16 protein-coding genes and 8 pseudogenes are annotated in these 26,881 nt (G+C 67.9%); 13 read left to right on the top strand and 11 right to left on the bottom strand.

What is annotated here, in order from left to right; all coding sequences use genetic code 11:
• Positions 1–20: 20 nt before the first annotated feature.
• From G6N25_RS00115 to mptB, 3 genes are read right to left on the bottom strand one after another with little or no spacing between them, the layout of a single operon-like run.
• Positions 21–806, bottom strand: a complete 786-nt coding sequence (locus tag G6N25_RS00115; protein WP_083074355.1) for an ABC transporter permease — start codon at positions 804–806, stop codon at positions 21–23.
• Positions 803–1,753, bottom strand: a complete 951-nt coding sequence (locus G6N25_RS00110) for an ABC transporter ATP-binding protein (RefSeq protein ID WP_142272648.1) — start codon at positions 1,751–1,753, stop codon at positions 803–805. The genes G6N25_RS00115 and G6N25_RS00110 overlap by 4 nt, the downstream gene beginning before the upstream one ends.
• Positions 1,750–3,471, bottom strand: a complete 1,722-nt coding sequence (gene mptB, locus G6N25_RS00105) for a polyprenol phosphomannose-dependent alpha 1,6 mannosyltransferase MptB (RefSeq protein WP_083074356.1) — start codon at positions 3,469–3,471, stop codon at positions 1,750–1,752. The genes G6N25_RS00110 and mptB overlap by 4 nt, the downstream gene beginning before the upstream one ends.
• On the opposite strand from mptB, the gene G6N25_RS00100 reads away from it, so the two are divergent.
• From G6N25_RS00100 to G6N25_RS00070, 7 genes are read left to right on the top strand one after another with little or no spacing between them, the layout of a single operon-like run.
• On the top strand, positions 3,465–4,367 hold the full coding sequence (locus G6N25_RS00100) for a helix-turn-helix transcriptional regulator (RefSeq protein WP_232065899.1): 903 nt from the start codon (positions 3,465–3,467) through the stop codon (positions 4,365–4,367). The two genes, mptB and G6N25_RS00100, sit on opposite strands and share 7 nt — an antisense overlap.
• Positions 4,364–6,889, top strand: a complete 2,526-nt coding sequence (gene sufB / locus G6N25_RS00095) for an intein-containing Fe-S cluster assembly protein SufB (protein WP_083074358.1) — start codon at positions 4,364–4,366, stop codon at positions 6,887–6,889. Before G6N25_RS00100 ends, sufB begins: the two co-directional genes overlap by 4 nt.
• Positions 6,886–8,058: a Fe-S cluster assembly protein SufD gene (gene sufD, locus G6N25_RS00090; protein ID WP_083074359.1), complete on the top strand. Its 1,173-nt coding sequence runs from the start codon at positions 6,886–6,888 to the stop codon at positions 8,056–8,058. Before sufB ends, sufD begins: the two co-directional genes overlap by 4 nt.
• Positions 8,055–8,831: a Fe-S cluster assembly ATPase SufC gene (gene sufC / locus G6N25_RS00085; RefSeq protein WP_083074360.1), complete on the top strand. Its 777-nt coding sequence runs from the start codon at positions 8,055–8,057 to the stop codon at positions 8,829–8,831. Before sufD ends, sufC begins: the two co-directional genes overlap by 4 nt.
• Positions 8,832–8,835: 4 nt before the next feature.
• On the top strand, positions 8,836–10,095 hold the full coding sequence (locus G6N25_RS00080) for a cysteine desulfurase (RefSeq protein WP_083074361.1): 1,260 nt from the start codon (positions 8,836–8,838) through the stop codon (positions 10,093–10,095).
• A complete protein-coding gene (gene sufU, locus G6N25_RS00075; RefSeq protein ID WP_083074362.1) occupies positions 10,092–10,589 on the top strand; it encodes a Fe-S cluster assembly sulfur transfer protein SufU in 498 nt (165 codons plus the stop codon). Before G6N25_RS00080 ends, sufU begins: the two co-directional genes overlap by 4 nt.
• Positions 10,564–10,911, top strand: a complete 348-nt coding sequence (locus tag G6N25_RS00070) for a metal-sulfur cluster assembly factor (protein WP_083074363.1) — start codon at positions 10,564–10,566, stop codon at positions 10,909–10,911. Before sufU ends, G6N25_RS00070 begins: the two co-directional genes overlap by 26 nt.
• Before the next feature lie 5 nt (positions 10,912–10,916).
• Here the strand turns inward: G6N25_RS00070 and G6N25_RS00065 are convergent, their stop codons facing one another.
• The 5 genes and pseudogenes from G6N25_RS00065 to G6N25_RS00045 form a co-directional block, all read right to left on the bottom strand.
• The gene (locus G6N25_RS00065) at positions 10,917–11,681 is read right to left on the bottom strand and encodes a DUF5666 domain-containing protein (protein WP_179961693.1); all 765 of its coding nucleotides are present in this window, start codon (positions 11,679–11,681) and stop codon (positions 10,917–10,919) included.
• A gap of 276 nt (positions 11,682–11,957) precedes the next feature.
• Positions 11,958–13,205, bottom strand: a complete 1,248-nt coding sequence (locus tag G6N25_RS00060; protein WP_163672326.1) for an HNH endonuclease signature motif containing protein — start codon at positions 13,203–13,205, stop codon at positions 11,958–11,960.
• A 221-nt stretch (positions 13,206–13,426) separates the two neighbouring features.
• Positions 13,427–15,265, bottom strand: a complete 1,839-nt coding sequence (locus G6N25_RS00055) for an acyl-CoA dehydrogenase (RefSeq protein ID WP_083075251.1) — start codon at positions 15,263–15,265, stop codon at positions 13,427–13,429.
• Positions 15,266–15,370: 105 nt separating this feature from the next.
• Positions 15,371–16,189 (bottom strand): phthiotriol/phenolphthiotriol dimycocerosates methyltransferase, encoded by an 819-nt coding sequence (locus G6N25_RS00050; protein ID WP_372506857.1) that lies wholly within the window; start codon positions 16,187–16,189, stop codon positions 15,371–15,373.
• A gap of 80 nt (positions 16,190–16,269) precedes the next feature.
• Positions 16,270–16,957, bottom strand: a pseudogene (locus tag G6N25_RS00045) (GAP family protein).
• Positions 16,958–17,025: 68 nt separating this feature from the next.
• On the opposite strand from G6N25_RS00045, the pseudogene trxA reads away from it, so the two are divergent.
• Positions 17,026–17,375 (top strand): annotated as a pseudogene (gene trxA, locus G6N25_RS00040) (thioredoxin).
• On the opposite strand, the pseudogene G6N25_RS00035 reads toward trxA, so the two are convergent.
• Positions 17,376–18,754 (bottom strand): annotated as a pseudogene (locus G6N25_RS00035) (condensation domain-containing protein).
• Between the two features lie 436 nt (positions 18,755–19,190).
• Between G6N25_RS00035 and G6N25_RS00030 the strand changes: the two are divergent.
• The 3 genes and pseudogenes from G6N25_RS00030 to G6N25_RS00020 all read left to right on the top strand — a co-directional run bounded on the left by G6N25_RS00030 (position 19,191) and on the right by G6N25_RS00020 (position 21,946).
• Positions 19,191–19,998 (top strand): annotated as a pseudogene (locus tag G6N25_RS00030) (enoyl-CoA hydratase).
• An 18-nt stretch (positions 19,999–20,016) separates the two neighbouring features.
• Positions 20,017–21,642: pseudogene (locus G6N25_RS00025) on the top strand (ABC-F family ATP-binding cassette domain-containing protein).
• A gap of 103 nt (positions 21,643–21,745) precedes the next feature.
• Positions 21,746–21,946, top strand: coding sequence for a helix-turn-helix domain-containing protein (locus G6N25_RS00020; protein ID WP_083075230.1), 201 nt, complete (start codon positions 21,746–21,748; stop codon positions 21,944–21,946).
• 1 nt (position 21,947) lies between these two features.
• Here G6N25_RS00020 and G6N25_RS00015 read toward each other — a convergent pair whose 3' ends face one another.
• Both G6N25_RS00015 and G6N25_RS00010 read right to left on the bottom strand, forming a co-directional pair.
• Complete coding sequence (locus G6N25_RS00015) at positions 21,948–22,511, bottom strand: TetR/AcrR family transcriptional regulator (protein WP_083075228.1); 564 nt, start codon at positions 22,509–22,511, stop codon at positions 21,948–21,950.
• A 14-nt stretch (positions 22,512–22,525) separates the two neighbouring features.
• A pseudogene (locus G6N25_RS00010) lies at positions 22,526–25,334 on the bottom strand (aconitate hydratase).
• 207 nt (positions 25,335–25,541) lie between these two features.
• Here G6N25_RS00010 and G6N25_RS00005 point away from each other — a divergent pair.
• Together G6N25_RS00005 and G6N25_RS23660 are read left to right on the top strand one after the other, a co-directional pair.
• A pseudogene (locus G6N25_RS00005) lies at positions 25,542–26,075 on the top strand (Rv1476 family membrane protein).
• Between the two features lie 241 nt (positions 26,076–26,316).
• Positions 26,317–26,881 (top strand): annotated as a pseudogene (locus G6N25_RS23660) (NlpC/P60 family peptidoglycan endopeptidase RipA); the annotation flags it as partial.

Genomic DNA, 26,881 nt, shown 5'->3' with positions numbered 1-26,881 from the left:
CGCGCCGCGACCGAACGCCGTCAGGTGAAGCGGAACCAGCGCAGCGCGGCCAGCGCCGCGGCCACGCCCCACACCGCGAGCACGACGATCCCGAACCAGTCCACGGACAACGACATCGCCCGCGACAGCGCCTCGGTGAGCGCGCCCGACGGGGTGAGTCGGGCCGCCCACTTGACCGCCGCGGGGATCATGCCGGTCTCCACGGTCAGCGCCCCGAGCCCGGCGAAGACGAACCACATCAGGTTGGCGACCGCGAGCACGATCTCGGCCCGCAGCGTCCCGCCGAGCAACAGCCCGAGGGCCGCGAAGCCCGCGGTGCCCAGCGCGATGACCGCCGCGCCCAGCGCCAGGGCCGCCGGGGCGGGCCGCCAGCCGAGCCCAAAACCGATGGCGCCCAAGAGGATTGCCTGCAAGAACACCACGGCGACCACCGCCAGCGACTTCCCGGCGATGATGCCCCAGACCGGTAGCGGGGTGGCTCCCAGCCGCTTCAACGCCCCGTAGCGGCGGTCGAACGCCACGGCGATGGCCTGCCCGGTGAACGCGGTCGAGATCACCGCCAGCGCCATGATGACCGGGACGAACGTGGCGGCGCGGTTATGGCCGAAGGAGCCCAGCGGCAGCAGCGTGAGCCCGATCAGCAGCGTGATCGGGATGAACATGGTCAGCAGCAGTTGTTCGCCGTTGCGCAGCAGCAGCTTGAGCTCCAGGCCGAACTGGGCGGCGAGCATCCGCGGCACGGCGCTGGGGCGCGGGTTGGGGGCGAAGGTTCCGGCGGGGAACGCCGGGGTGTTGGTGTGGGTCACGGTCGCAACTTCCTGCCGGTGAGGTCGAGGAACACGTCCTCGAGGCTGCGCTGCTCGACGCGCATGTCGGTGGCCAACACGTCGATCTGCGCGCACCACGCCGTGACGGTCGCCAGCACCTGCGGGTCGACCGGGCCCTCGACCAGGTACTCGCCGGGCGTCACCTCGGTGGCTTTGTAGTCCTCGGGCAGGGCGGAGGCCAGCAGGGACAGGTCGAGCCGCGGCGGGGCGGTGAACCGCAGCTGGTCCTTGGCGCCGGTGCGTATCAGTTCCGCCGGCGTGCCGGAGGCCACGGTCGCCCCGTGGTCGATGATCACCAGCCGGTCGGCGAGCTCCTCGGCCTCCTTGAGCTGGTGGGTGGTCAGCACCACCGTCACGCCGTCGCGGCGCAGCGCGTCGATCAGCTCCCAGACCAGCAGCCGGGCGTGGGCGTCCATGCCCGCGGTGGGCTCGTCGAGGAACACCAGTTCGGGCCGGCCGACCAGCGCGCAGGCCAGCGCGAGCCGCTGCTGCTGGCCACCGGAGAGCCGCCGATAGGTGGTGCGGGCCGCGTCGGTCAGGCCCAGGGTGTCCAGCAGCCACGCCGGGTCCAGCGGGTCCGCCGCGTAGGCGGCCACCAGGCTGAGCATTTCGCCGGCGCGGGCCGCGGGGTAGCCGCCCCCGCCCTGCAGCATCACCCCGATGCGGGCGCGCAGTCGCGCGTTGTCGGCGATCGGGTCCAGGCCGAACACCTGAATCGTGCCGGCGTCCGGGCGCACGAAGCCCTCGCACATCTCCACCGTCGTGGTCTTGCCGGCGCCGTTGGGGCCGAGCAGGGCCAGCACCTCGGCGGCGTGCACGTCCAGATCGAGGTTGGAGACCGCGGTGGTCGACCCGTACCGCTTGCTCACACCGCGCAGCCGCAGCACCGTTTCGGGCGCGTCATGGACCTTCCGGGCCGATCTCACGTGGAATCAGCGTAGGCGTCGGGCGCCGCCTCGGAACTCGGGGTGGCCCGCGGGGCCTCAGGGGTCACGGCGGCCGGCACGGCAATGGCCGTCTCGCCGTTCGCTTCCGGGGTCTTCGACTGGAGCGGGCGCCACGGCAGGCGGGTGTACGTCAGCGCGATGAGCAGCGCCACGATGGCGGTGCTGGCCAGGGTCGCGTCGACGATCTGGAACAGCGCGAAGCGATCTCCGTTGGCCGTCGGGCCGAAAATGCCGACGACGAGGGTGATGACGATCGCCGCCACCCGGAAGCCGGTGCGGGTCGCCCAGGCCGCCAGCGGGATGATGGCCCACAGCAGATACCAGGGCTGCACGACGGGGAACAGCAGCACCGTGATGCCCAGCGCGACGCCGAGGCCGCCGATCGGGTGCAACCGGCCGCGGAAGACGGCCAGCAGCAGCCAGACCACCATCACCGTGATGATCAACACACCGATGGCGCGGGTCAGCCCCAGCACCGCGGTGGTGTGATCGCCCAGGCCCAGCAGGATCCCGACCTGCCCGGTGCCGAGCGCCAGCAGCGTCGGCGGCGACATCCAGCTGCGCACCACGTTGGCGGTGCCCAGCGTGTAGACCCAGCCGAAGCCGAGCCCGCTGGCCCAGCCGACGAGGGCCGTCACCGCCAGCGACAGCGCCCCCATCGACCCGCCCGCCAGCAGCAGCGCCCGCAGGTTGCCCCCGCAGCGGTATGCCAGCGCCATCGTGACAAAGCCCAGCGCCAGCAGTGACGGCAGCTTCACCTGCGACGACAGTGTGATCAGGATGGCGCCGGCCAGCAGCATGCCCAGCGGTTCCCAGTCGGGGCCGGGTCGCCACGACGCGGGCAGCAGCCGCGGAAAGCGCGTCGAGTCCAGGCCACGCAGCGCGAATTCGGCGCCGGCCAGCATCAGCCCGAGCATCAGCGCCTCGTTGTGGACGCCGGCGACCAGATGCATGATCAGCAGCGGGTTGGCCGCGCCCAGCCACAGCGCGCTGACCTCGGCGACGCCGCAGCGCCGGGCCAGCCGCGGGGTCGCCCACACGATCAGGCCGACGCCGATCAGCACCACCACCCGGTGGCAGAGCACGGCGGCGACGATGTTCTCGCCGGTCAGCGCCGAGATGCCGCGCCCGATCCACAGGAACAGGGGGCCGTACGGCGCCGGCGTCTCGCGCCACAGCGTCGGGACGGACAGCGTGAAGACGTGCGACAGACCCAGTCCCGACGCCGGACCCACCCGGTAGGGGTCGAGCCCCTCCAGGGAGATCTGGCTCTGGGCCAGATAGGAGTAGACGTCCTTGCTGTACATCGGCGGGGCGGGCAGCAGCGGCAGGATCCACAACAGCAGGGTGCGGTCCAGGTCGCCGCGCGACATTCGCCTGGGGCCCAGCGCAAACCGGCCCAGCATCAGCCAGGCCAGCGCCATCATGACCGCCCCGGTCGTCGTCATCGTCAGCGACACGGTCTGGATCCGCGACGGCAGGTTGAGCAGCCGGACCCCGAACGTGGGGTCCTGGACGACGGGCCGGGCACCGGCGCCCAGGGCGCCGATCGCCATCAGGACGGTGCCGGTGGCACCGAACAGGCGGGTGCGCTGCAGCGCGGTGAGCTCTGTATCGTTCAGCGGCGTGCCCACCGTTTGCTCGTCGCCGTGCAGGCTGGCGATCGACGAGCTCAGCGTGTGGTGGCGGGCTGCCATCAGAGCAGCGTAGCCGGTGTGACCAGCGCAACCGCCCACACAGGGCACCCTTGCTAGACCGATCCCCGGAATTGCGTCACACTGGTGTTGTGAAAATCCGCACCACCCACCAGGCCGCCGCCGTGCCCGCGGCCGGCGCGGCGGTGTCGGATGGTCACACCCGTCGTGCCATCGTGCGCCTGCTGCTGGAGTCCGGATCGATCACCGCCGGCGAGATCGGTGACCGGCTGGGCCTGGCGGCCGCCGGTGTGCGGCGTCACCTCGACGCGCTGGTCGAGGCGGGAGATGCCGAGTCCACGGCCGCCGCGGCCTGGCAGCAGATGGGGCGCGGGCGCCCCGCGAAACGCTTCCGGCTGACCGCTGCCGGTCGCGCCAAGCTCGACCACGCCTACGACGACCTGGCGTCCGCCGCCATGCGGCAACTGCGGGAAATCGGCGGTGAGGACGCCGTCCAGGCGTTCGCCCGGCGTCGCATCGACGCGATCTTGGCCGACGTCGAGGCGGCCGACGGCCCCGACGACGCGGCGGTCGAGGCGGCCGCCGAGCGGGTCGCCGGCGCGCTGACCAAGGCCGGCTACGTCGCCACCACGACGCGGGTCGGCGGACCGATCCACGGCGTGCAGATCTGCCAGCACCACTGCCCGGTGTCGCACGTCGCCGAGGAATTCCCCGAGTTGTGTGAAGCCGAGCAGCAGGCCATGGCCGAGGTGCTCGGGACCCACGTGCAGCGGTTGGCGACCATCGTCAACGGCGACTGCGCCTGCACGACCCACGTGCCCCTCACCGTGCCTATCACTGTGCCTGTCTCAAAGGCGCCCAGCCCGCGCCGCGCCGGCGATGCGGAGGAGCGGCGCCACATGACCGACACCACGAGCATCAAAGGAGCGTCCCTATGACACTCACACCCGAGGCCAGCAAGACCGCCACCCAGCCGCTGACCCAGGAAGAGGCGATCGCCTCCCTGGGCCGGTACGGCTACGGCTGGGCGGACTCCGACACCGCGGGCGCCAGCGCGCAGCGCGGGCTGTCCGAGGCGGTGGTCCGCGACATCTCGGCGAAGAAGAACGAGCCCGAGTGGATGCTGCAGAACCGGCTGAAGGCACTGCGCATCTTCGAGCGCAAGCCCATGCCGACGTGGGGCTCCAACCTCGAGGGCATCGACTTCGACAACATCAAATACTTCGTGCGCTCCACCGAAAAGCAGGCCGCGAGTTGGGAAGAGTTGCCAGAGGATATTCGGAATACCTACGACAGGCTCGGAATTCCCGAAGCGGAAAAGCAAAGGTTGGTTGCTGGAGTAGCCGCGCAGTACGAGTCAGAGGTGGTTTACCACCAGATCAGAGAGGATTTGGAGTCTCAGGGAGTCATTTTCCTCGACACTGATACTGGTTTGCGGGAGCACCCAGAAATATTTCAGCAGTATTTCGGAACGGTCATTCCGGCGGGCGATAATAAGTTTTCTGCATTGAATACAGCAGTATGGAGTGGCGGCTCTTTTATTTACGTGCCGCCGGGTGTCCGCGTCGACATTCCGCTGCAGGCCTATTTCCGGATCAACACCGAGAACATGGGCCAGTTCGAGCGGACGCTGATCATCGCCGACGAAGGCTCTTACGTGCACTACGTTGAGGGCTGTCTGCCGGCCGGTGAGTTGATCACGACCGGCGACGGCGACGTGCGACCCATCGAGTCGATCCGGGTCGGTGACTACGTCACCGGCCACGACGGGCGGCCACATCGCGTGACCGCTGTGCAAATGCGCGACCTCAGCGGTGAGCTCTTCAGCTTCACGCCGATGTCACCCGCCAACGAATTCTCCGTTACGGCAGAGCATCCCCTGCTGGTCGTTCCGCGCGACGAGGTGCGTGTCCCGCGCAAGGAGCGCAACGGGTGGAAGGCGGAGGTCGACAGCGCCAAGCTGCGTCGCGCCGCACCGCGGTGGATCGCGGCCAAGGACGTGGCCGAGGGTGACTTCCTGGTCTATCCCAAGCCGAAGCCCATCCCGCACAAGACGGTTCTGCCGCTGGAGTTCGCGCGGCTGGCCGGCTACTACCTGGCCGAGGGGCATGCTTGCCTCACCAATGGCTGTGAGTCGCTGGTGTTCTCGTTCCATAGTGACGAATTCGAGTACGTCGAAGAGGTGCGGCAGGCGTGCAAGTCGCTGTACGAGGCTGCAGGCTCGGTCCTCATCGAGGAGCACAAGCATTCCGCTCGCGTGACGGTTCACACGAAGGCCGGTTACGCGGCCATGCGCCAGCATGTCGGATCGGGCTCGGCCAACAAGAAGCTGTCGGACACGTTGATGCGTCAGGACGAGCTCTTCCTGCGCGAACTGGTCGACGCCTATGTGAACGGCGACGGCAACGTCAGCGAGCGTGGTGGCGCGTTGTGGACGCGGGTGCACACGACGTCGCGCGTTTGGGCCTTCCAGCTGCAGTCGATCCTGGCGCGGCTGGGGCACTACGCGACCGTGGAACGCCGCCGCGCCGGCGGTCCCGGTGTGATCATGGGCCGCAACGTCGTTCGCAAAGACATCTATCAGGTGCAGTGGACGCGGGACGGCCATGGTCCTAAGCAGGCCCGTGACTGCGGTGACTACTTTGCGGTCCCGATCAAGAAGCGCGCGGTGAGGCAGGCGCACGAGCCGGTGTACAACCTCGACGTCGAAGCGCCGGACAGCTACCTCGCTTACGGGTTCGCCGTCCACAACTGCACCGCGCCCGTTTACAAGTCGGACTCGCTGCACTCGGCGGTGGTCGAGATCATCGTGAAACCACATGCGCGCGTGCGCTATACCACGATCCAGAACTGGTCGAACAACGTCTACAACCTGGTCACCAAGCGGGCCCGGGCCGAGGCCGGCGCCACCATGGAGTGGATCGACGGCAACATCGGATCGAAGGTCACCATGAAGTACCCGGCGGTCTGGATGACCGGCGAGCACGCCAAGGGCGAGGTGCTGTCGGTGGCGTTCGCCGGTGAGGACCAGCACCAGGACACCGGCGCCAAGATGCTGCACCTGGCGCCGAACACGTCGAGCAACATCGTGTCCAAGTCGGTGGCCCGCGGGGGTGGTCGCACCTCCTACCGCGGCCTGGTCCAGGTGAACAAGGGCGCGCACGGATCGCGTTCCAGCGTGAAATGCGATGCGCTGCTGGTCGATACGGTCAGCCGCAGCGACACCTATCCCTACGTCGACATCCGCGAGGACGACGTCACCATGGGCCACGAGGCCACCGTGTCGAAGGTCAGCGAGAACCAGCTGTTCTACCTGATGAGCCGCGGGCTGACCGAGGACGAGGCGATGGCGATGGTGGTCCGCGGCTTCGTCGAGCCGATCGCCAAGGAGCTGCCGATGGAGTACGCGTTGGAGCTCAACCGGCTGATCGAGCTGCAGATGGAGGGCGCGGTCGGATGACCCTCGAGACAAGAGCAGCCGCACTGAACAAGGGCGAGCTGTTCTCCTCCTTTGACGTGGACGCCTTCGAGGTTCCCGGTGGCCGCGACGAGATCTGGCGGTTTACCCCGCTGCGCCGGTTGCGTGGCCTGCACGACGGCTCCGCAAAGGCCACCGGCCGCGCCGAGGTGAGCGTCGGCGAACAAGCCGGCGTCCGGGTCGAGCCCGTCCGCCGCGGCGACGAGCGGCTGGGCCAGGGTGGCGCTCCCACCGATCGGGTTGCGGCGCAGGCATTCTCGTCGTTCAACTCCGCGACGGTGATCACCGTCGGTCGGGACACCCAGATCTCCGAGCCGGTGAATGTCACCGTCACCGGCCCGGGTGAGGGCGTGGTGGCCTACGGGCATCTGCAGATCCGGGTCGAAGAGCTCGGCGCGGCGGTCGTGGTCATCGACCACCGGGGGAGCGGAACCTACGCCGACAACGTGGAATTCATCGTCGGCGACGCCGCGCGGCTCACGGTCGTGTGGATCGCCGACTGGGCCGACGACATGGTTCACGTCAGCGCGCACCATGCCAAGCTGGGCAAGGACGCGGTGCTGCGGCACGTCGCCGTCACGCTGGGCGGCGAGGTCGTGCGGATGTCGGCCAATGTGCGGTTCTCCAGCCCCGGCGGGGACGCCGAGCTGCTGGGCCTGTACTTCGCCGACGACGGCCAGCACCTCGAGTCGCGGCTGCTGGTCGACCACGCCCAGCCCGACTGCCGGTCCAACGCGCTGTACAAGGGTGCGCTGCAAGGGGATCCGGAATCCGCGCTGCCCGACGCGCACACCGTCTGGGTGGGCGACGTGCTGATCCGCGCCGCGGCCACCGGCACCGACACCTTCGAGGTGAACCGCAACCTGGTGCTCACCGACGGGGCGCGCGCCGACTCGGTGCCCAACCTGGAGATCGAGACCGGCGAGATCGTCGGCGCCGGACACGCCAGCGCCACGGGACGTTTCGAGGACGAGCAGCTGTTCTACCTGCGTTCCCGCGGCATCCCGGAGGAGCAGGCCCGCCGCCTGGTGATCCGCGGCTTCTTCGGCGAGATCATCGCCAAGATCGCGGTGCCCGAGGTGCGGGAACGCCTGACGGCAGCCATCGAAAAAGAATTGGCCATCACCGAATCGAGAGCAACAGTTTCATGACCACTCTGGAAATCAAGGACCTGCACGTCAGCGTCGCGGATCCGTCGGACGGCGAACGGGACATCCCCATCCTCAACGGCGTCGACCTGACCGTGAAATCCGGTGAGACGCATGCGCTGATGGGCCCCAACGGCTCCGGCAAGTCGACACTGTCCTACGCCATCGCCGGTCACCCGAAGTACCGGGTGACCTCGGGATCCATCACGCTGGACGGCGAGGACGTGCTGGCGATGAGCGTCGACGAGCGCGCCCGGGCCGGAATCTTTTTGGCCATGCAGTATCCCGTCGAGGTGCCCGGCGTCTCGGTGTCGAACTTCCTGCGCTCGGCCGCGACCGCGATCCGCGGTGAGGCCCCGAAGCTGCGGCACTGGGTCAAAGAGGTCAAGGGGGCGATGACGTCGCTCGAGATCGACCCGGCCTTCGCCGAGCGTAGCGTCAACGAGGGTTTCTCCGGTGGGGAGAAGAAGCGCCACGAAATCCTGCAGCTGGAACTGCTCAAGCCGAAAATCGCCATCCTCGACGAGACCGACTCCGGCCTGGACGTCGACGCGCTGCGGGTGGTCAGCGACGGCGTGAACCGTTATGCCGAATCCGAGCATGGGGGCATCCTGTTGATCACGCACTACACCCGCATCCTGCGCTACATCCATCCGGAATACGTGCACGTGTTCGTCGGCGGCCGCATCGCCGAATCCGGCGGGCCCGAGCTGGCCGACGAGCTCGAGCAGAACGGTTACGTCCGCTTTTCCCAGACGGCGGCCGCGGGGGCATAAGCACATGACCGCGACGCATCTGGACCTCGCGGCGATCCGTGCCGACTTCCCCATCCTGAAGCGGATCATGCGCGGCGGAAACCAGTTGGCGTACCTGGATTCCGGTGCCACGTCGCAACGCCCGCTGCAGGTGCTCGACGCCGAACGGGAATTCCTGTTGACGTCCAACGGCGCCGTCCATCGCGGTGCGCACCAGCTGATGGAGGAGGCCACCGACGCCTACGAGCAGGGCCGCGCCGACATCGCCGCGTTCGTCGGCGCCGACACCGACGAGCTGGTGTTCACCAAGAACGCCACCGAGTCGCTCAACCTGGTGTCCTATGTGTTGGGCGACAAGCGATTCGACCGGGCCGTCGGACCTGGGGACGTTATCGTCACCACCGAGCTCGAACACCACGCCAACCTGGTCCCGTGGCAGGAGCTGGCCCGGCGCACCGGCGCCACGCTGCGCTGGTACGGGATCTCCGGCGGAGAAAAAGAGGCGGGCCGCATCGACCTGGACTCGCTGCGCCTCGACGAGCGCGTGAAAGTCGTTGCTTTCAGCCATCATTCGAACGTCACCGGGGCCGTGGCGCCGGTGGCCGAGCTGGTCGCCCGGGCCGGGGCCGTGGGCGCGCTGACCGTCCTGGATGCCTGCCAGTCGGTGCCCCACCAGCCCGTCGATCTCCACGCACTCGGCGTCGACTTCGCCGCCTTTTCCGGGCATAAGATGCTGGGCCCCAACGGCATCGGCGTGCTCTACGGCCGGCGTGAGCTTCTCGATAAGATGCCGCCGTTCCTGACCGGCGGGTCGATGATCGAGACGGTGACCATGGAGGCCACCACCTACGCCCCGGCGCCGCAACGGTTCGAGGCCGGCACGCCGATGACCTCCCAGGTGGTCGGATTGGCCGCGGCCGCACGCTATCTGGGCGCCGTCGGCATGGACGCCGTCGAGGCGCACGAACGGGAGCTGGTCGCCGCCGCCATCGAGGGCCTGTCCGGCATCGACGGCGTGCGCATCGTCGGGCCGGCGTCGATGGAAGACCGCGGCTCACCGGTGTCTTTCGTCGTCGACGGCGTGCACGCCCACGACGTCGGGCAGGTACTCGACGACGGCGGCGTCGCCGTGCGGGTCGGGCACCACTGCGCCTTGCCGCTGCACCGCAGGTTCGGCCTGGCCGCCACCGCGCGGGCGTCGTTCGCGGTGTACAACACCGCCGACGAGGTCGAGCGCTTGGTGGCCGGCGTTCGGCGCGCGCTGGATTTCTTTGGGAGAGACTGACGTTGCGCCTCGAGCAGATCTATCAGGACGTGATCCTCGATCACTACAAGCATCCGCAGCACCGGGGGCTGCGGGAGCCGTTCGGCGCGCAGGTCTACCACGTCAACCCCATCTGCGGTGACGAGGTCACCCTGCGGGTCGCCCTGTCCGACGACGGCGAAACCGTCACGGACGTCTCGTATGACGGGCAGGGCTGCTCGATCAGCCAGGCGTCGACCTCGGTGCTCACCGAGCAGGTCATCGGCCACAGCGTCGGCGAAGCCCTCAAGACCATCACCGCGTTCACCGAGATGGTGTCCTCACGCGGCACCGTCGAGGGTGACGAGAACGTCCTGGGCGACGGGGTTGCGTTCGCTGGAGTGGCGAAATACCCGGCGCGGGTGAAATGCGCGCTGCTCGGGTGGATGGCTTGTAAAGATGCGCTGGCGCAAGCCAGCTCGAAAGACGAAGCCCTCAAGGAGGTCAACGATGAGCGAAACCGCCGCACCGGATGAGGAATTCCTCGCCGACGTCGAGGAGGCGATGCGCGACGTCGTCGACCCCGAACTGGGCATCAACGTCGTCGATTTGGGACTGGTCTACGGCCTGAACGTCGAGGAGGGCGAGGAAGGAACCGTCGCCCTGATCGACATGACCCTGACGTCGGCGGCCTGCCCGCTCACCGACGTCATCGAGGACCAGTCGCGCAGCGCGCTGGTCGGCAGCGGTCTCGTCGACGACCTGCGGATCAACTGGGTGTGGAACCCGCCGTGGGGGCCGGACAAGATCACCGAAGACGGGCGCGAGCAGCTGCGCGCCCTGGGCTTCACCGTCTGACCGGGTCACCCGCCGCGGTGCGCGGGCTTCCCGCCGCCGCACTTGCCGTCGTTGGCCGGTCGCAGGTCGACGGTCGTGGCCTGCAGCGTGCCGCTGGGATCCTTGGTTCCCCGCGCCGCAAGGCACTTCCCCGCGACGATCGCCTGACCGGTGGCCGGCGCCTGCTTGGTGTATTTGGTCTTGTCGTTGACCGTGACGGCCGTCTGCGAGGTCTTGCCGCTGGCGTCGGTGGTCGTGAGGGTGATGGTGTTGCCGGCGACGGAGGCGACCGCCCCTTGCACCGGCGGTCGCTTCGCTGGCGCCGGGGTGGTGGCACCTGGCCCCGAACCCGGCCCGGCCCCCTTGCCCTGTGGGCATTTGCCGTCGACGGCGGGCCGGACGCGCACCGTCGCCGCGGTGACCGGTTGGCCGCCCTCTTCTTTGGTGGGCCGCACGCTGACGCAGCTGCCGGTGGCGACGTCGGTCAGCACGGCGGGCGTGACCTCGGTCACCTTGGTCGACGGGGTGAAGTCCACAGTGGCGTTGCCGTTCTCGCCCTGGGTGACCTGAATCGTGTTGCCCGACACCGACGCGATCAGCCCGCTGACCCGCGCTTCGCCGTTGGCGGGCGCGGGGGAGGTGGTCGGTGCAGTCGAGGTCGTGGAACTCGGTGACGACGTCGGGCTCGATGTGGTCGACGAGCCGCAGGCCGCGAGGGACAGCGCGGCGGCTCCGATGACCGTGAGGACGGCGAACCGGGTGAGCCGAGGCGCATGAGAGCTGGCGGATATCAAGGTTTCTCCAATCGTCGGTGGTGCCCGACGATTGGTTCTACCCGCTGGAGCTGTGCCTGACCTGTGGGTGACTTGCGTTGGCTCTTGCGTTGGCTCACGCGTGTGCGCGGCGCGGAGAACCAATGGGCGACTTGTCAATGTGATAGCACATGCGCTAGCAACTTCTGGGATCACCACATGGTCCCGATTTGGCTCGAATTAGTGCGCGGGCCAGCGGGGGGTTTGATGTGGGCTGTGGGTGTTTGGGTTGGGGTGCGGTGGTGTTCAGCCGGTCTAGTTGTTTGTGGGTGGTGGTTGGGGTTGGAAGGGTTCGTACCACCACCAGTCGGCGCGTTCGCCGGTGGGTCCGGGGCAGGGTGGGACGTCGGGTGGGGGGCGGGTGGGTGTGCGGGCGAGTGATCCTGGGCTGAGTGCTCGCCCGGTGCTGTCGGTGACGGTCAGGTTGGTGGGGGGTCCGGTGAGGGTGATGACACCCTGGTGGTGCAGCCGGTGGTGGTACGGGCAGACCAGGACCAGGTTGGCTAGCTCGGTGGGGCCGCCGTCTTCCCAGTGCCGCAGGTGGTGGGCGTGTAGACCGCGGGTGGCCCCGCAGCCGGGAACCACGCAGGTGCGGTGGCGATGCTCGAGGGCGCGGCGCAACCGCCGGTTAATCTGACGGGTCGCCCGCCCGGCCCCGATCGGCTGCCCGTCGCGTTCGAACCAGACCTCACACGTGGCCTCACAGCCCAGATAGCGGCGTTCGGCGTCGCTGAGCAGCGGACCCAGATGCAGCGCGGCGGCGCGCTGGGCAACATCGACGTGCACCACCACCGTGGTGTGCTGCCCGTGCGGGCGCCGCGCCGCCTCAGTGTCCCATCCGGTCTCAACCAGGCGCAGGAACGCCTCCAGGGTGCCCGGCATCGGCGGAGCACTCTCTGAGACGCGGTCGCTGTGGGCGTGATCGTGTTTCCATTCGGTGATCAGCGCCTCCCGATGAGAGGCCAGGGCCGCCTCGAACGTCGCCGCATCCAGACGCGGAAGCGTGATCCGCCAACAGCTGAACTCCTCACTACCGGTCTTGGTGATCGAAGCCGCCGGTGCCGGTCGGGGCGCGGGTTCGGGGCGCGGTTCTAACGAGACCGCGGTGCGCAACTGATTAACCGTGGCGACCGCGGCCAGCTGCGCGTAATGCTCATCTGATCCCGCACCGGCGCGCGCCGCGATGACACCGACCTGATCTAGCGACAGCCGACCCTCCCGCATACCCGCCGCGCAGCGCGGAAACGCCTCCACCCGGTGCGCCACAGTACTGATTGTGTGCGCGTTGGCCGCCGACACGCCGAGTTTCCAGGCCACCAACGCCGCCACCGACCGCGCACCGGTAATCCCGCACAGCTCGTCGCAGTCCAACTCGGCGACGATCTCCACGATGCGCCCATCAATCGCATTACGCTGACCCGCCAACTGGGCCAACTCCTCAAACAACACCTCAAGGCGCTCGGCAGGACTCATCACCGTGGCAGGCGACACGATCGAAGACATAACCCCATCATCACAGCCAGGTACGACAACCCCCGACCACCCAACACAACCCACCACCAACCCCAAACCCCAAGCCAAAACAGATCACATACCTCTTTGCCCGCTTACGAGCGACAAACGCGGCTGGCTGTCGCGCTGAGGCGGGCACGAAGGCATGTGTGCCCGCGACGCCGGGACGCACGTGACGAATGTGACCACCAGGCCGTGTGCGTAATGACCTGTCAGAAGGCCTCTTCGGAGACGCGCATGATGTCGTCGTCGAGGGATTCGATGACCCTGCGCTGCGCCGCCAGCTTCGGCAGGACATTCCTGGCGAAGAACGACGCGGTCGCGATCTTGCCCCGGTAGAAGTGTTCGTCGCCCGCAGAACCGCCGCTCGGCGCGTCCGCCAGCGCGGCATGGGCGATGCCGGCCTGTACCAGCAACCGCCAGCCGATGATCAGGTCGCCGACCGCGAGCAGATAGCGCACCGATCCCAGCCCCACCTTGTAGATCTCCGTCGGGTGCTGGGTGGCCGACATCAGGTATCCGGTCAGCGCGGCCGTCATCGCGGTGACGTCGTCGAGCGCGGTCTGCACCAGGTCGGCTTGCGGTCGCAGCGCCTCGTCGCAGGCGTCGAGGGTGGCGCTGATCTGCGCCACCAAGAACTGCAGCGCCTGGCCGCGGTCGCGGACGATCTTGCGGAAGAAGAAGTCCAGCGCCTGGATGGCGGTGGTGCCCTCGTACAGCGAATCGATCTTGGAATCGCGGATGTACTGCTCGAGCGGATAGTCGACCAGAAAGCCGGAGCCGCCCAGCGTCTGCAGCGATTCGGTCAGGGTCTCGTAGGCCCGCTCCGAGCTCACCCCCTTGACGATCGGCAGCAACAGGTCGTCGAGGCGGTGCGCCATGTCGTGATCCGCGCCCGAAACCCGTTGCGCCACTTCGTCGTCCTGATGCGCGGCGGCGTACATGTAGAGCGCCCGCAGACCCTCGGCGTACGCCTTCTGCGTCATCAGGCTGCGACGCACATCGGGGTGGTGGATGATCGTCACCCGCGGCGCGGTCTTGTCGGCCATCTGGGTGAGGTCGGCGCCCTGCACCCGCTCCTTGGCGAAGGCCAGCGCGTTCAGGTAGCCCGTGGACAGGGTGCCGGCGGCCTTCACGCCGATCGTCATGCGCGCCTGCTCGATGACGGTGAACATCTGCGCGATCCCGTTGTGCACGTCGCCGACCAGGTAGCCGACGGCCGGGACATCGCCGTCGCCGAACGTCAATTCGCAGGTCGGCGACGACTTGATGCCCATCTTGTGTTCCAGGCCGGTGGCGAAAACCCCGTTGCGGGAACCGAGTTCGAACGTCTCGGGGTCGAACAGGTACTGGGGCACGTAGAACAGGCTCAGCCCCTTGGTGCCTGGCCCGGCGCCCTCCGGCCGGGCCAGCACCAGGTGGAAGATGTTCTCGGCGGTCTCGCCCACGTCTCCACCGGAGATGAATCGCTTGACGCCCTCGATGTGCCAGGTGCCGTCGGGTTGTTCGACGGCCTTGGCGCGGCCGGCGCCGACGTCGGATCCGGCGTCGGGCTCGGTGAGCACCATGGTGGCCTGCCAACCGCGCTCCACGGCCGCCGCCGCCCACCGCCGCTGCTCTTCGTTGCCCTCGACATACAGCGCCTGGGCCATAAAGGGGCCTAGGCAGAAGAAGTTGGCAGAAGGGTTGGCGCAGATGATCATTTCGTTGACCGCCCAGACCAGCGGCGGCGGCGCGGGCATGCCGCCGATCTCCTCGGCCAGGCCCAGCCGCCACCACCCGGCCTCCTTGATCGCGTGCACCGTTTTGGCCAACTCGTCGGGCACGCTGATCGTGTGCTCGGCGGCGTCGAACACCGGCGGGTTGCGGTCGGCGAAGGCGAAGGATTCGGCCACCGGACCCTCGGCCAGCCGAGCGGCTTCGGCCAGGATCGTTCGGACCGTGTCCTCGTCGAGGTCGCCGTAGCGTCCGGCGCCGAGGACGGCGCCTACATCGAGAACTTCGAAGATGTTGAACGCGAGATCGCGGACGTTGGCGATGTAGTGGCCCAAGGCGATTCCCTTCACCGACGGATCCCTCGCCTCAGTCTGTCGGAGGCGAGAAAACGTACGCAACCGTAACCTCGGGTGGGGCGGCCAAACGGCCGGCGGCGCGCCTCAGTCCTTGACGAACGAGTACAGCCGGTAGGAATAGTCCCCGCTGCGCAGCGCGTGATAAAACGTCGAGGTTTGCATGCGGTCGATGCGCCGGGCAATGCCCCGCAGCATGAGTGGCGCGCGGTGGCTGACCAGACCCATCATTCGCTGCGTCTTCTCCAGCCCGCGCATGACCTCCGCGTCGATGGCCTGCTGCGAAAGGCGCCGAAGCGGGGCCTCCTCGAGCGCCGCCTCCCACTCGGCGACAAGGTCGCGCTTGCGGACATCCGTGTACAGGAAATGGCCGCCCGGGCGCAGCACGCGCGCGACTTCGGCGAGGAAACGCGGAAACCGCGCATAGAGGTGTGACGATTCGACATTGATCACCGCGTCGAAGGATTCGGCGCCGAAGGGAAGGTCCTCGGCGTTGCCCTGCACGAATTCGAGGCCGGGCACCTTGTGTCTGTTCCGGCAGAAGTCGATGCCCGCCGAGTTCAAGTCCAGACCCGTATAGGACGCCGGGCGCAACGTGCGCGCGAGGTACGACGCTCCGCCGCCGTGGCCGCAACCGACCTCCAGCACCCGCTTACCGGTGAGGTCGGCCTGCGTCGCGACGCGGCTGTAGAGCTGGATGTAGAACCGGTTGTGCTCGTCGGCGGGCTCCAGCGGCAGGGCCATGGGCGGATCTTCCTCGTAGGCCCAATTCATGAACACCAATTCGTCGCGTGCCATCAGGCGCGTTGATATCGGGTACCACGCGTGCTGCGCGAGCCGCGAGACCGGTGCGCTGTATACCAGCGGGTACCAATACTTTTTAAGCAGGCGGTCGGCGATGGGCACGGGCACGAAGTATAGCGGCCCCCATCACCCGGGCCGCGGGCCAACGAAAAGCCCGGAGCATGAGCGGTTTTGAGGCCGCGTCACCACAGCGCGCCGTGGTGGGCAAGGGCGTCGACGACCAGCCCGACGCCGACGACGAAAAGAACGATCCGCAGCGTCGCCGGACCGCAGCGGGTCAGAACGCGCACGAGCCATCGCTGTATGCGGTTGGCTCGGACAGTTCGTCGGGTCGACAGGGCGAGGATCAGCGTCGGCGGCGATAGCGCCACCGCGCAGTAGCCGAGGACGATCAACGGCCAGATCGGCGGCCGGGGATTCAGCGCGGAGAGCATCGCCAGGCCGGTGAGGTGGGGACCGCCGTCGGAGCCTGCGCCAAACCCACTGCCGCTCCGACGAAGCCGAGCAGCCATGCCCGTTGCCGCGTCGCGGCCAACGCCCAACCCGGCGCGGACGTTCGGGCGGTCGACGGGAGGCAGGCGAGACCGATCAGCGCTGCCCCACCAGCAGGCCGCCCCGATATCGGATCGCCGGCGTGATCCTGACGTCGACGACACCGGCCAGGACGTTCAGACCAAGCACCGCGAGGATCCCGAAGACGGCCGTGATCGCAAACACGCCCGCGATGAAGCTCAGGGAGCCGGGAACCGGCGATCGCCGGGTCAGCCGGCCGTTGTAGATCACCGCCAAGACTATTCCCACATTGAGGAGCTTGAGGGAATCGAGAAACGCCAAACCGGCGAGCGGCAGCAGGAGGGGCCTCACGAGCATCCACCACGGCTAGGAAGAATCCGCGAACCCCCGGGAACATCGCGGCGGTCCCCGACGTTGCGGCGGTTGTGACAACACGCGATCTCACCACCGATCAGTTCAACGAAACCATCGAGGGCAACGACATCGTCCTCGTCGACTTCTGGGCCTCCTGGTGCGGACCTTGCCGTCAGTTCGCACCGACCTTCCATGCCTCGTCGGAGAAGCACCCGACGTCGTGCACGCCAAGGTGGACACCGAAGCCGAGCCGCAGCTGGCGGCCGCCGCCCAGATCCGGTCCATCCCCACGTTGATGGCCTTCAAGAAGGGCAAGCTGCTGTTCAACCAGGCCGGTGCCCTGCCGCCCGCGGCCCTGGAGGACTTGGTGCAGCAGGTCAAGGCGTTCGACGTCGAGGCGGCCCAGGCCGAGCAGGCCTGATCAGACCAGTTGCCGTTGCAACTGGGCGGCCTCGCGCACCGGTGCCGCCACGCCACGGCCCTCGGCGACCTGGACGAAGAGGGATTTCAGCGTCGCGATATACCGGCTGACCGATTCGCGGGCGATCGGATTGTTCGGATAGAAGACGATGACGTGCGTCTCCTTCTCGTACCGATTCACCCGTAAGTCGAATCGGGCCGGAACCCTGCCGTCGTGGTAGATCTTTAAATTCGACCCGTTCCAGTTGGACTTGACGATCGTGGAGAGGGGCGGGCTGCTGGCGTCGAGGTGAAAGAGCAGGGGAACACGCCCCTGCGGCATCCCCAGCCACGGCGCCAGTTCCAGGACGCGATTGAACGGGATGTCCGCCAGGTCTTTACCCGAATCGAACGACTCCTGCGCCGCGCGGGCGGTGTCGCCGAAAGACGACGGGTTGACGGGAATGGTGATCGGGACAAAGCCGGTGAACCAGCCGATCGTCGTGAAGTCCTCGGGTTCGTCGCGGAGATCGCGCGCGACGAGCCCGTAATACGTTTCGGCGCCGGTCAACTCGTATTGTGCGAGGGCGGCGCACGCGAACACGCCGCCGCTGAAACGGGCGCCCCCGGCCAGGCACGCGGACTCGAATTCGGCCGTCTGCCGCTCGTCCATCACCTGCACGAACATCAAGTCGCAGGAGCCCGATCCGTCGCCGAGCGACACCGGGCACTCGGGGAGCGTTCCGTCGTTTTTCTCGAAGAAGTCGATCCACGCGCGTATCGACGGGGAGTCCAGGGTCAGGGCGGACGTGTGCCGATGTTGCCGGACGCAATATTCCGCGTAGCTGCCCGCGGCGGGAGCGAGATGGGCGCTCCGCCTGCCAGCAAGGCGTTGTACATCAGGTAGAACTCGCCGCCGATCGCGCCAATGAACTGGGCGTCGATGTAGAGATGGTCGATCATGAAACAAAAGGTGAAGTTGTCCGCTCGCTGGATCACGGCGAAACGGAAGCAATCCCACTGCAGGGGACTCGGCGTGGCCAACACCTGCTCGCGCCAGGCCGCCGGCGTCATTTCGCCATGCTTAACCGGGACGCACCGAATGTCGGCGGGATCTTGAATCGTGTGCCGGAGGATCTCGTCGGCATCGGTGAACTCGAACCAGCTGTGATACGTGTCGTGCCGGCGCAGATGCGCGTTGATCACGTACGTCAGGACCCGGATGTCGCAGTGGCCGGGCATGTCCCAGCTGCCGATGCAAAGCCGCGACATGTCGGCCCCACGGCTCAGGTGGTCACAAAAATTGCGCAGGTGCCGGGCCTGCTGATGGCTCGCCGGCACGGCGCTTACCGGGGCCTGGCGCACTTTGGCCAGCGAGGCGGGCGAGGGCTGCCAAAACATGACCGACCCCGGACCCGGCGCCCAGTCGTCGATGGCCCCGAACGCCTCTTCTCCTGGGACGAACACATTCCCTCCCTATTTGCCTCATCGCTTACGCACAGGGGACTCATAGAACTCGGGAGAGCTCTACCGTGCCTTTGCCAATGTCGCACTTACCTCCGCGGTCGGAGCCTGTCGCGGTACAGCGCGTTCCGCCGCAGAGCCCTCGCTGATCCCTCTTGCGCAGCCAACCAAGACTTGCCATCGGGTCGCACCTGTTACGTGCCCAATGGTGGCTAGAAGATAGCAGACCGAACCAAGCCGATCAGCGCGAATGGCAACTTTCAGTTCCGCGGGTCGGCCCGCGAAAGCGGCGACTCGCGGCCGGGCGGCCCAGCGGCACGGGCCAGGTCGGCCACGGCGCGTCGCGCCGTCGGGCACACGTTACCTTTCACGGGTGAGTCTGGTACTGGTAGAGCAACCGCGGCCCGGCGTCGCGCTGATAACCCTCAATCGGCCCGAGCGGATGAACTCCATGGCGTTCGACGTCATGGTGCCGCTCAAAAAGGCCCTCGATAAGGTCACCTACGACAATTCGGTGCGGGTCGTCGTGCTGACCGGGGCGGGCCGAGGGTTCTCCTCGGGCGCCGATCACAAGTCCGCCGGCGAGGTGCCCCATCGACGGGCTGACCCGCCCGACCTTCGCGCTGCGCTCCATGGAAGTGCTCGACGACGTGATTCTGGCGCTGCGCCGGCTGCACCAGCCGGTGATCGCCGCGGTCAACGGTCCGGCCATCGGCGGCGGGCTGTGCCTGGCGCTGGCCGCCGACATCCGGGTGGCCTCGACCGGCGCCTACTTCCGGGCCGCCGGCATCAACAACGGGCTGACCGCCAGCGAACTCGGGCTGAGCTACCTGTTGCCCCGGGCAATCGGGTCGTCGCGCGCGTTCGAGATCATGCTGACCGGCCGCGACGTCACCGCCGAGGAGGCCGAGCGCATCGGCCTGGTGTCGTGCCAGGTGCCCGAGGAGCAGCTGCTGGACACCTGCTACGCGATCGCCGCGCGGATGGCGGCGTTCTCGCGGCCGGGGATCGAGTTGACCAAGCGCACACTGTGGAGCGGGCTGGACGCCGGTAGCCTGGAGGGGCACATGCAAGCCGAGGGCTTGGGACAGCTTTTCGTCCGCCTGCTCACCGCCAACTTCGAGGAAGCGGTTGCCGCGCGCGCGGAGCGCCGGCCGGCGGTCTTCACCGACGACAAGTAACTCGCGAGGAGAGCGAATGTGATCACGGCCACGGACCTCGAGGTCCGCGCCGGCGCGCGCATCCTGCTCTCACCCGACGGGCCCGACCTGCGCGTGCAGCCCGGCGACCGCATCGGGCTGGTCGGCCGCAACGGCGCGGGCAAGACCACGACCCTGCGCATCCTGGCGGGCGAGACCGCGCCGTATGCCGGATCGGTCACCCACACCGGCGAAATCGGCTATTTGCCGCAGGATCCCAAGGAGGGCGATCTCGACGTGCTGGCCCGCGACCGGGTGCTCTCGGCCCGCGGCCTGGACGTCCTGCTCACCGATCTGGAAAAGCAGCAGGCGTTGATGGCCGAGGTCGCCGACGACGAGGCCCGCGACCGCGCGATCCGTCGCTACGGGCAGCTGGAGGAGCGGTTCGTCGCGCTGGGCGGCTACGGCGCCGAAAGCGAGGCCGGCCGGATCTGCGCGAGTCTCGGCCTGCCCGAACGGGTGCTGACGCAGCAGCTGCGCACCCTGTCCGGGGCAGCGCCGCCGGGTGGAGCTGGCGCGCATCCTGTTCGCCGCGTCGGACACCGGCGCAGGATCTTCGACGACCTTGCTGCTCGACGAGCCGACCAACCACCTCGACGCGGATTCGCTTGGCTGGCTGCGGGATTTCCTGCGGGCACACAGCGGCGGGCTGGTGGTCATCAGCCACAACGTCGAGTTGCTCGCCGACGTCGTCAACCGGGTGTGGTTCCTGGACGCGGTGCGCGGCGAGATGGACGTCTACAACATGGGCTGGCAGAAGTACCTGGACGCCCGCGCCACCGACGAGCAGCGCCGCCGCCGCGAACGCGCGAACGCCGAGCGCAAGGCCGCCGCGCTGCGCACGCAGGCCGCCAAGCTGGGCGCCAAGGCCACCAAAGCCGTTGCGGCCCAGAACATGTTGCGGCGCGCCGACCGGATGATGGCCGCGCTCGACGAGGAGCGGGTCGCCGAGAAGGTGGCCCGGATCAAGTTCCCCACCCCGGCCGCGTGCGGGCGCACGCCGCTGGTCGCCAAGGGGTTGAGCAAGTCGTACGGATCGCTGGAGGTGTTCAGCGGCGTGGATCTGGCCATCGACCGCGGCTCGCGGGTGGTCGTGCTGGGACTCAACGGCGCCGGCAAGACCACGCTGCTGCGCTTGCTTGCCGGCACCGAGAACCCCGACGCGGGAGCGCTGGAACCCGGACACGGTTTGCGGGTCGGCTATTTCGCGCAGGAGCACGACACCCTCGACAACGACGCGACCGTGTGGGAGAACATCCGCCACGCCGCACCCGAGTCCGGCGAGCAGGAGCTGCGCGGCCTGCTCGGCGCGTTCATGTTCAGCGGCGCGCAGCTCGACCAGCCGGCGGGGACCCTGTCCGGCGGGAGAAGACCCGCCTGGCGCTGGCCGGTTTGGTGGCGTCCACGGCCAACGTGCTGCTGCTCGACGAGCCGACCAACAACCTTGATCCCGCGTCGCGCGAGCAGGTGCTCGACGCGTTGCGCAGCTATCACGGCGCGGTGGTGCTGGTGACGCACGACCCGGGCGCGGCCGAGGCCCTGGACCCGCAACGGGTCGTGCTGCTGCCCGACGGCACCGAGGACTATTGGTCCGACGAATACCGTGATCTCATCGAGCTGGCCTAAATCGCTGGCGATTTCGGCCAAATCGGCCCGCGATCGACGCCGGTGTTCTTACTCTATGTGCTTGGGATCGAGTTCAAGCGTGGAGCGGACCTTGAAAAAGACAGTGAGAAAGCCGAAGAAGACGCGCGACCAGTTGCTGCACGAGTTACGCAACGCGTACGAGGGCGGTGCCAGCATCCGCAATCTGGTTGCCACCACCGGCAGGTCGTACGGATCTGTCCACAGCATGCTGCTCGAGTCGGGTACCACCCTGCGCGGCCGCGGCGGCCCCAACCACCGCCGGCGCGAGGCCGCGCCGGCGTAAATCAACTGCGGCGCACCGACTCTTCCACCAGGTCGAGCACGGCGGACAGCCGCCGCGGATCCTCGCCGGACGCCAGCCGCGCCACCAGGCCGTCGAGTATCAGCTCCAGGTAGCACTGCAACACGTCGCCGGGGACGTCGTCGCGCACCCGGTGCGCCTCCTTCTGGCGGCGCAGCCGATCGGTGGTCGCCGCCGCCAGCTCCGCGGAACGCTCCGCCCAGCCGCGGCTGAAGACGGGGTCGTTGCGCAGCTTGCGCGCGATCTCCAACCTGGTGGCCAGCCAGTCGAACTGGTCGGGCGCGGCGAGCATGTCGCGCATCACCTGGATGAGGCCCTCGCGGGACGCCACGTCGGCCATCCGCTCGGCGTCCTCGTGCGCCAGCGCGAAAAACAGCGCGTCCTTGTCCCGGAAGTGGTGGAAGATCGCGCCGCGCGACATCCCGATCGTCTGTTCCAGCCGGCGCACCGTGGCCTTGTCGTAGCCGTATTCGGCGAAGCAGCGGCGGGCGCCGTCGAGGATCTGGCGGCGGCGAGCCGCGAGATGGTCCTCGCTGACCTTGGGCACGGGTTAGCCCGCGACTAGCCCGACTTGAGCATGTTGCGCAGCACGTACTGCAGGATGCCGCCGTTGCGGTAGTAGTCGGCCTCGCCGGGGGTGTCGATGCGCACCACCGCGTCGAACTCGATCGGATCGCCGGATTCCTTGCTGGCCTTGACGCGCACCGTCTTTGGCGTCTTGCCGTCGTTGAGCGCCTCGATGCCGGTGATGTCGAAGACCTCGGTGCCGTCGAGCCCCAGCTCCGTGGCGGACTTGCCCTCGGGGAACTGCAGCGGAATGACGCCCATGCCGATCAGGTTGGAGCGGTGGATGCGCTCGAACGACTCGGCGATCACCGCCCGCACGCCCAGCAGCAGCGTGCCCTTGGCCGCCCAGTCGCGGGAGGAACCCGATCCGTACTCTTTGCCGCCCAGCACCACCAGCGGAATGCCCTGTGCCGCATAGTTTTGCGCCGCGTCGTAGATGAACGCCTGCGGAGCCCCGTCTTGGGTGAAGTCGCGGGTGTAGCCGCCGGACACGTCGTCCAGCAACAGGTTACGCAGCCGGATGTTGGCGAACGTGCCGCGGATCATCACCTCGTGGTTGCCGCGCCGCGAGCCGAAGGAGTTGTAGTCCTTGCGGTCCACGCCGTGCTCGTCGAGGTATTGCGCCGCGGGGGTGCCCGGCTTGATGCTGCCGGCGGGGGAGATGTGGTCGGTGGTCACCGAGTCGCCGAGCAGCGCCAGCACCCGGGCGCCGGTGATGTCGCCGACCGGCTCCGGGTCCGCCGACATCCCCTCGAAGTACGGCGGCTTGCGGACGTACGTCGAATCCGGGTCCCACTCAAAGGTGTTGCCGCTGGGGGTGGGCAGGTTGCGCCACCGCTCGCCGCCCTTGAACACGTCGGCGTAGTTCTTGACGAACATCTCCTGGTTGATCGCCGAGGCGATGGTGTCCGAGACGTCCTTCTGCGACGGCCAGATGTCTTTGAGGAAGACGTCCTTGCCGTCCTTGTCTGTGCCGAGCGGCTGGGATTCGAAGTCGAAGTCCATCGTCCCGGCCAGGGCGTAGGCGATCACCAGCGGCGGCGACGCCAGGTAGTTCATCTTCACGTCGGGATTGATGCGGCCCTCGAAGTTCCGGTTGCCCGACAGCACGGCCGCCACCGAAAGGTCGTTGTCGTTGACGGCCTTCGAGACCTCGTCGGGCAGCGGACCGGAGTTGCCGATGCAGGTGGTGCAGCCGTAGCCCACCAGATAGAAGCCGAGCTTCTCCAAATACGCCACAGGCCGGCCTTTTCGTAGTCGCTGACCACCTGCGAGCCCGGCGCCATCGAGGTCTTCACCCAGGGCTTGGACGCCAGCCCCTGCTCGACGGCGTTGCGGGCCAGTAGCGCCGCGCCCAGCATGACCTCCGGGTTGGAGGTGTTGGTGCACGACGTGACGGCGGCGATCACCACCGCGCCGTGGTCGAGCACGAACTCGCCGAGCTCTTGCGACTTCACCGTCACCGGGTTGCTCGGGCGCCCCTTGGCGTGCGCGGCGGCGGAGTGCACCGCGGGTACGTCGTCGGCATGGCCGTGGACGGTGCCCCGGATCGCTGGCCGGGAACGTCTCCTCGACCACCTCGTCCAGTTTCGAGTATCCCTGCCCGCCGTCCCCGTTCCCGGCGTAGTGGGGAATCTGCTCGCGGAACGTGGATTTGGCGTCCGACAACGCGATCCGGTCCTGCGGGCGCTTGGGCCCGGCGATCGACGGCACCACGTCGGACAGGTTGAGTTCGATGTATTCCGAGAACTCGGGCTCGTGCTTGGGGTCGTGCCACATGCCCTGCTCTTTGGCGTAGGCCTCGACCAGCGCCAGCTGCTCGGGCTGGCTGAACCAGGTACGAGATGGTCTCCTCGTCGATCGGAAAAATCGCTGCGGTGGAGCCGAATTCGGGGCTCATGTTGCCCAGGGTGGCGCGGTTGGCCAACGGCACCTCGGCCACGCCCTCGCCGTAGAACTCGACGAACTTGCTGACCACGCCGTGCGCGCAGCATCTCGGTGACGGTCAGCACGACGTCAGTCGCGGTGACGCCGGGCTGGATCTCGCCGGTCAGCTTGAAGCCGACGACCCGCGGGATCAGCATCGACACCGGCTGGCCGAGCATCGCGGCCTCGGCCTCGATGCCGCCCACGCCCAGCCCAGCACGCCGAGGCCGTTGACCATCGTGGTGTGCGAGTCGGTGCCCACGCAGGTGTCGGGGTACGCGGTAACTGTTCCCGCGCGTCCGCGCGGGTCATCACGACGCTCGCCAGGTACTCGATGTTGACCTGGTGCACGATGCCGGTGCCGGGCGGCACCACCTTGAAGTCGTCGAACGCGCCCTGCCCCCAGCGCAGGAATGGTAGCGCTCCCCGTTGCGCTGGTACTCGATCTCGACGTTGCGCTCGAACGCGTCGGCCCGGCCGAACAGGTCGGCGATCACCGAGTGGTCGATCACCAGGTCGGCGGGCGCCAGCGGTTGACCTTGTCCGGGTTGCCGCCGAGGTCGCCGACCGCCTCGCGCATGGTGGCCAGGTCGACGATGCACGGCACGCCGGTGAAGTCCTGCATCACCACGCGGGCGGGCGTGTACTGGATCTCAATGCTGGGCTCCTTGGGATCCCAGTTCGCGATGGCCTCGATGTGCTCCTTGGTGATATTTTTGCCGTCCTCGTTGCGCAGCAGGTTCTCGGCGAGGACCTTGAGGCTGGGGAGTTTCTCCGTATTGGGGACCGCGTCCAGGCGATAGATCTGGTAACTCTTGTCGCCGACCTCGAGGGTGTCGCGGGCTGAAAACGAGTTCACCGAATCTTTGCTGGTCACTTCAACTCCCAAGGATTTGAGTTCTGCCGCCGACGGGCCGTGTCGGCGGTGCTTCGACTGCCTTCGAATGCCATAGTCACTTTAACAGTACGCTTGTCCTGTATTACGACGGCACCCCCAGTTTTCAGCCCCGCGCCGAGCGTCGCACTAGAGTGACCGTCGTCGCCGAACGTCACGCCAGCGTGACGCCATAGCAGGAGGGACGCGATGACCGGGCAAGTCCTGCCGCTCTACATCCCCCAGGACGTCGACATGACCGCGGTCAAGGCTCAGGTCGCCGCCGACGGGGTCAGCGCGCCGCCGGCCGCGCGCCGGGCTGCTCGACATCGTCAACGAGGCGCACGCCAAGGGCATCAACCTCAAGATCGTGCTGCTGGATCACAACCCCCCGAACGACACGCCCCTGCGCGACATCTCCACCGTGGTCGGCGCCGACTACCACGACGCCACGGTCCTGACCCTCAGCCCGAATTACGTCGGCAGCTACAGCACGCAATTCCCGCGGGTCACGCTCGAGGCCGGCGAGGACATCGCCAAGACGGGCAACCCGGTGGTGTCGGCGCAGCATTTCCTGCACGAGCTGGAGGGCCCCGAGTTTCCCTGGACCGGCCTGACCCTCGTCCTGCTGATCGGCGTGCTCGCGGCCGCCGTCGGCACCGATTCCAGCTGCGCGGCCGGCGTACAGCAACATCGGCAGACGCCGCCGAGCCGACCGCCGAAGCGCCGGGCGACGGCGCCTAAGCACGCACATCCGGCCTAGCCCGCCCGCCGGGCGAGCCTTGGTGGGCCATGCATGGCAAACACCCTAGGTCACCGTTCGGTCACATTAAACGCACGTCCAGAGTGCAGTTTGTGACGAGCGTTTCCCCGGCGTCCCCTGTGACGTACGGTGCAAATGATGCTCGTGTTGTTTATGGCGCCTTCAGAGAATTCCGTGCCCGGTGCCGGCCGCCCGCGTTGAGCCGTAGGAGACCTGAGTCGAATGAGACGCACCCGCAGAACCTGCCGCGACCGGCCGCCGGGCTGGCTGGTCATTCCGTCGGTCGTGAGCGTGGCCATGCTGGCGTGCACCCCGGTATGGCGGGCGCCGACCCCGCCGCCGATAGCCTGGCCGCGCGCTGATCGCCAAAGGCCAACCAGCGCCTGGAGGACCTGAGCGCCCAGATCCAGACCGAACAGGAAAGCGTCAACAAGGCGCTCGTCGACGGGAGACCGCCGGGACAACGCGCGGCCGCCGAACACGACCTCGAGTCCAGCCGGCAGGCGGTCAAGGACTCCGACGCGGCGATCGCCGCGGCCCAGCGACTTCGACACGTTCGCGGCCGCCACCTATATGAACGGCCCGTCGGGCAGCTACCTGATGGCGACCAGCCCGAAGACATCATCGCCACCGAAACCGCCGCCCGGACCCTGACCGCCAGCTCCCAGGCGGTGATGGACAAGCTGCAGCGGGCCCGCACCGAGCAGGTGAACAAAGGAGTCGGCGGCGGCTGGCCAAGCAGAAGGCCGACAAGGCCGCCGCCGACGCGAAGGCCAGCCAGGACGCC

Source organism: Mycobacterium heidelbergense (genome assembly GCF_010730745.1).
Taxonomy (GTDB): Bacteria; Actinomycetota; Actinomycetes; order Mycobacteriales; family Mycobacteriaceae; genus Mycobacterium; species Mycobacterium heidelbergense.
The sequence above is the reverse complement of the archived record's forward strand: the minus strand, read 5'-3'. Positions and strand labels throughout refer to the sequence as shown.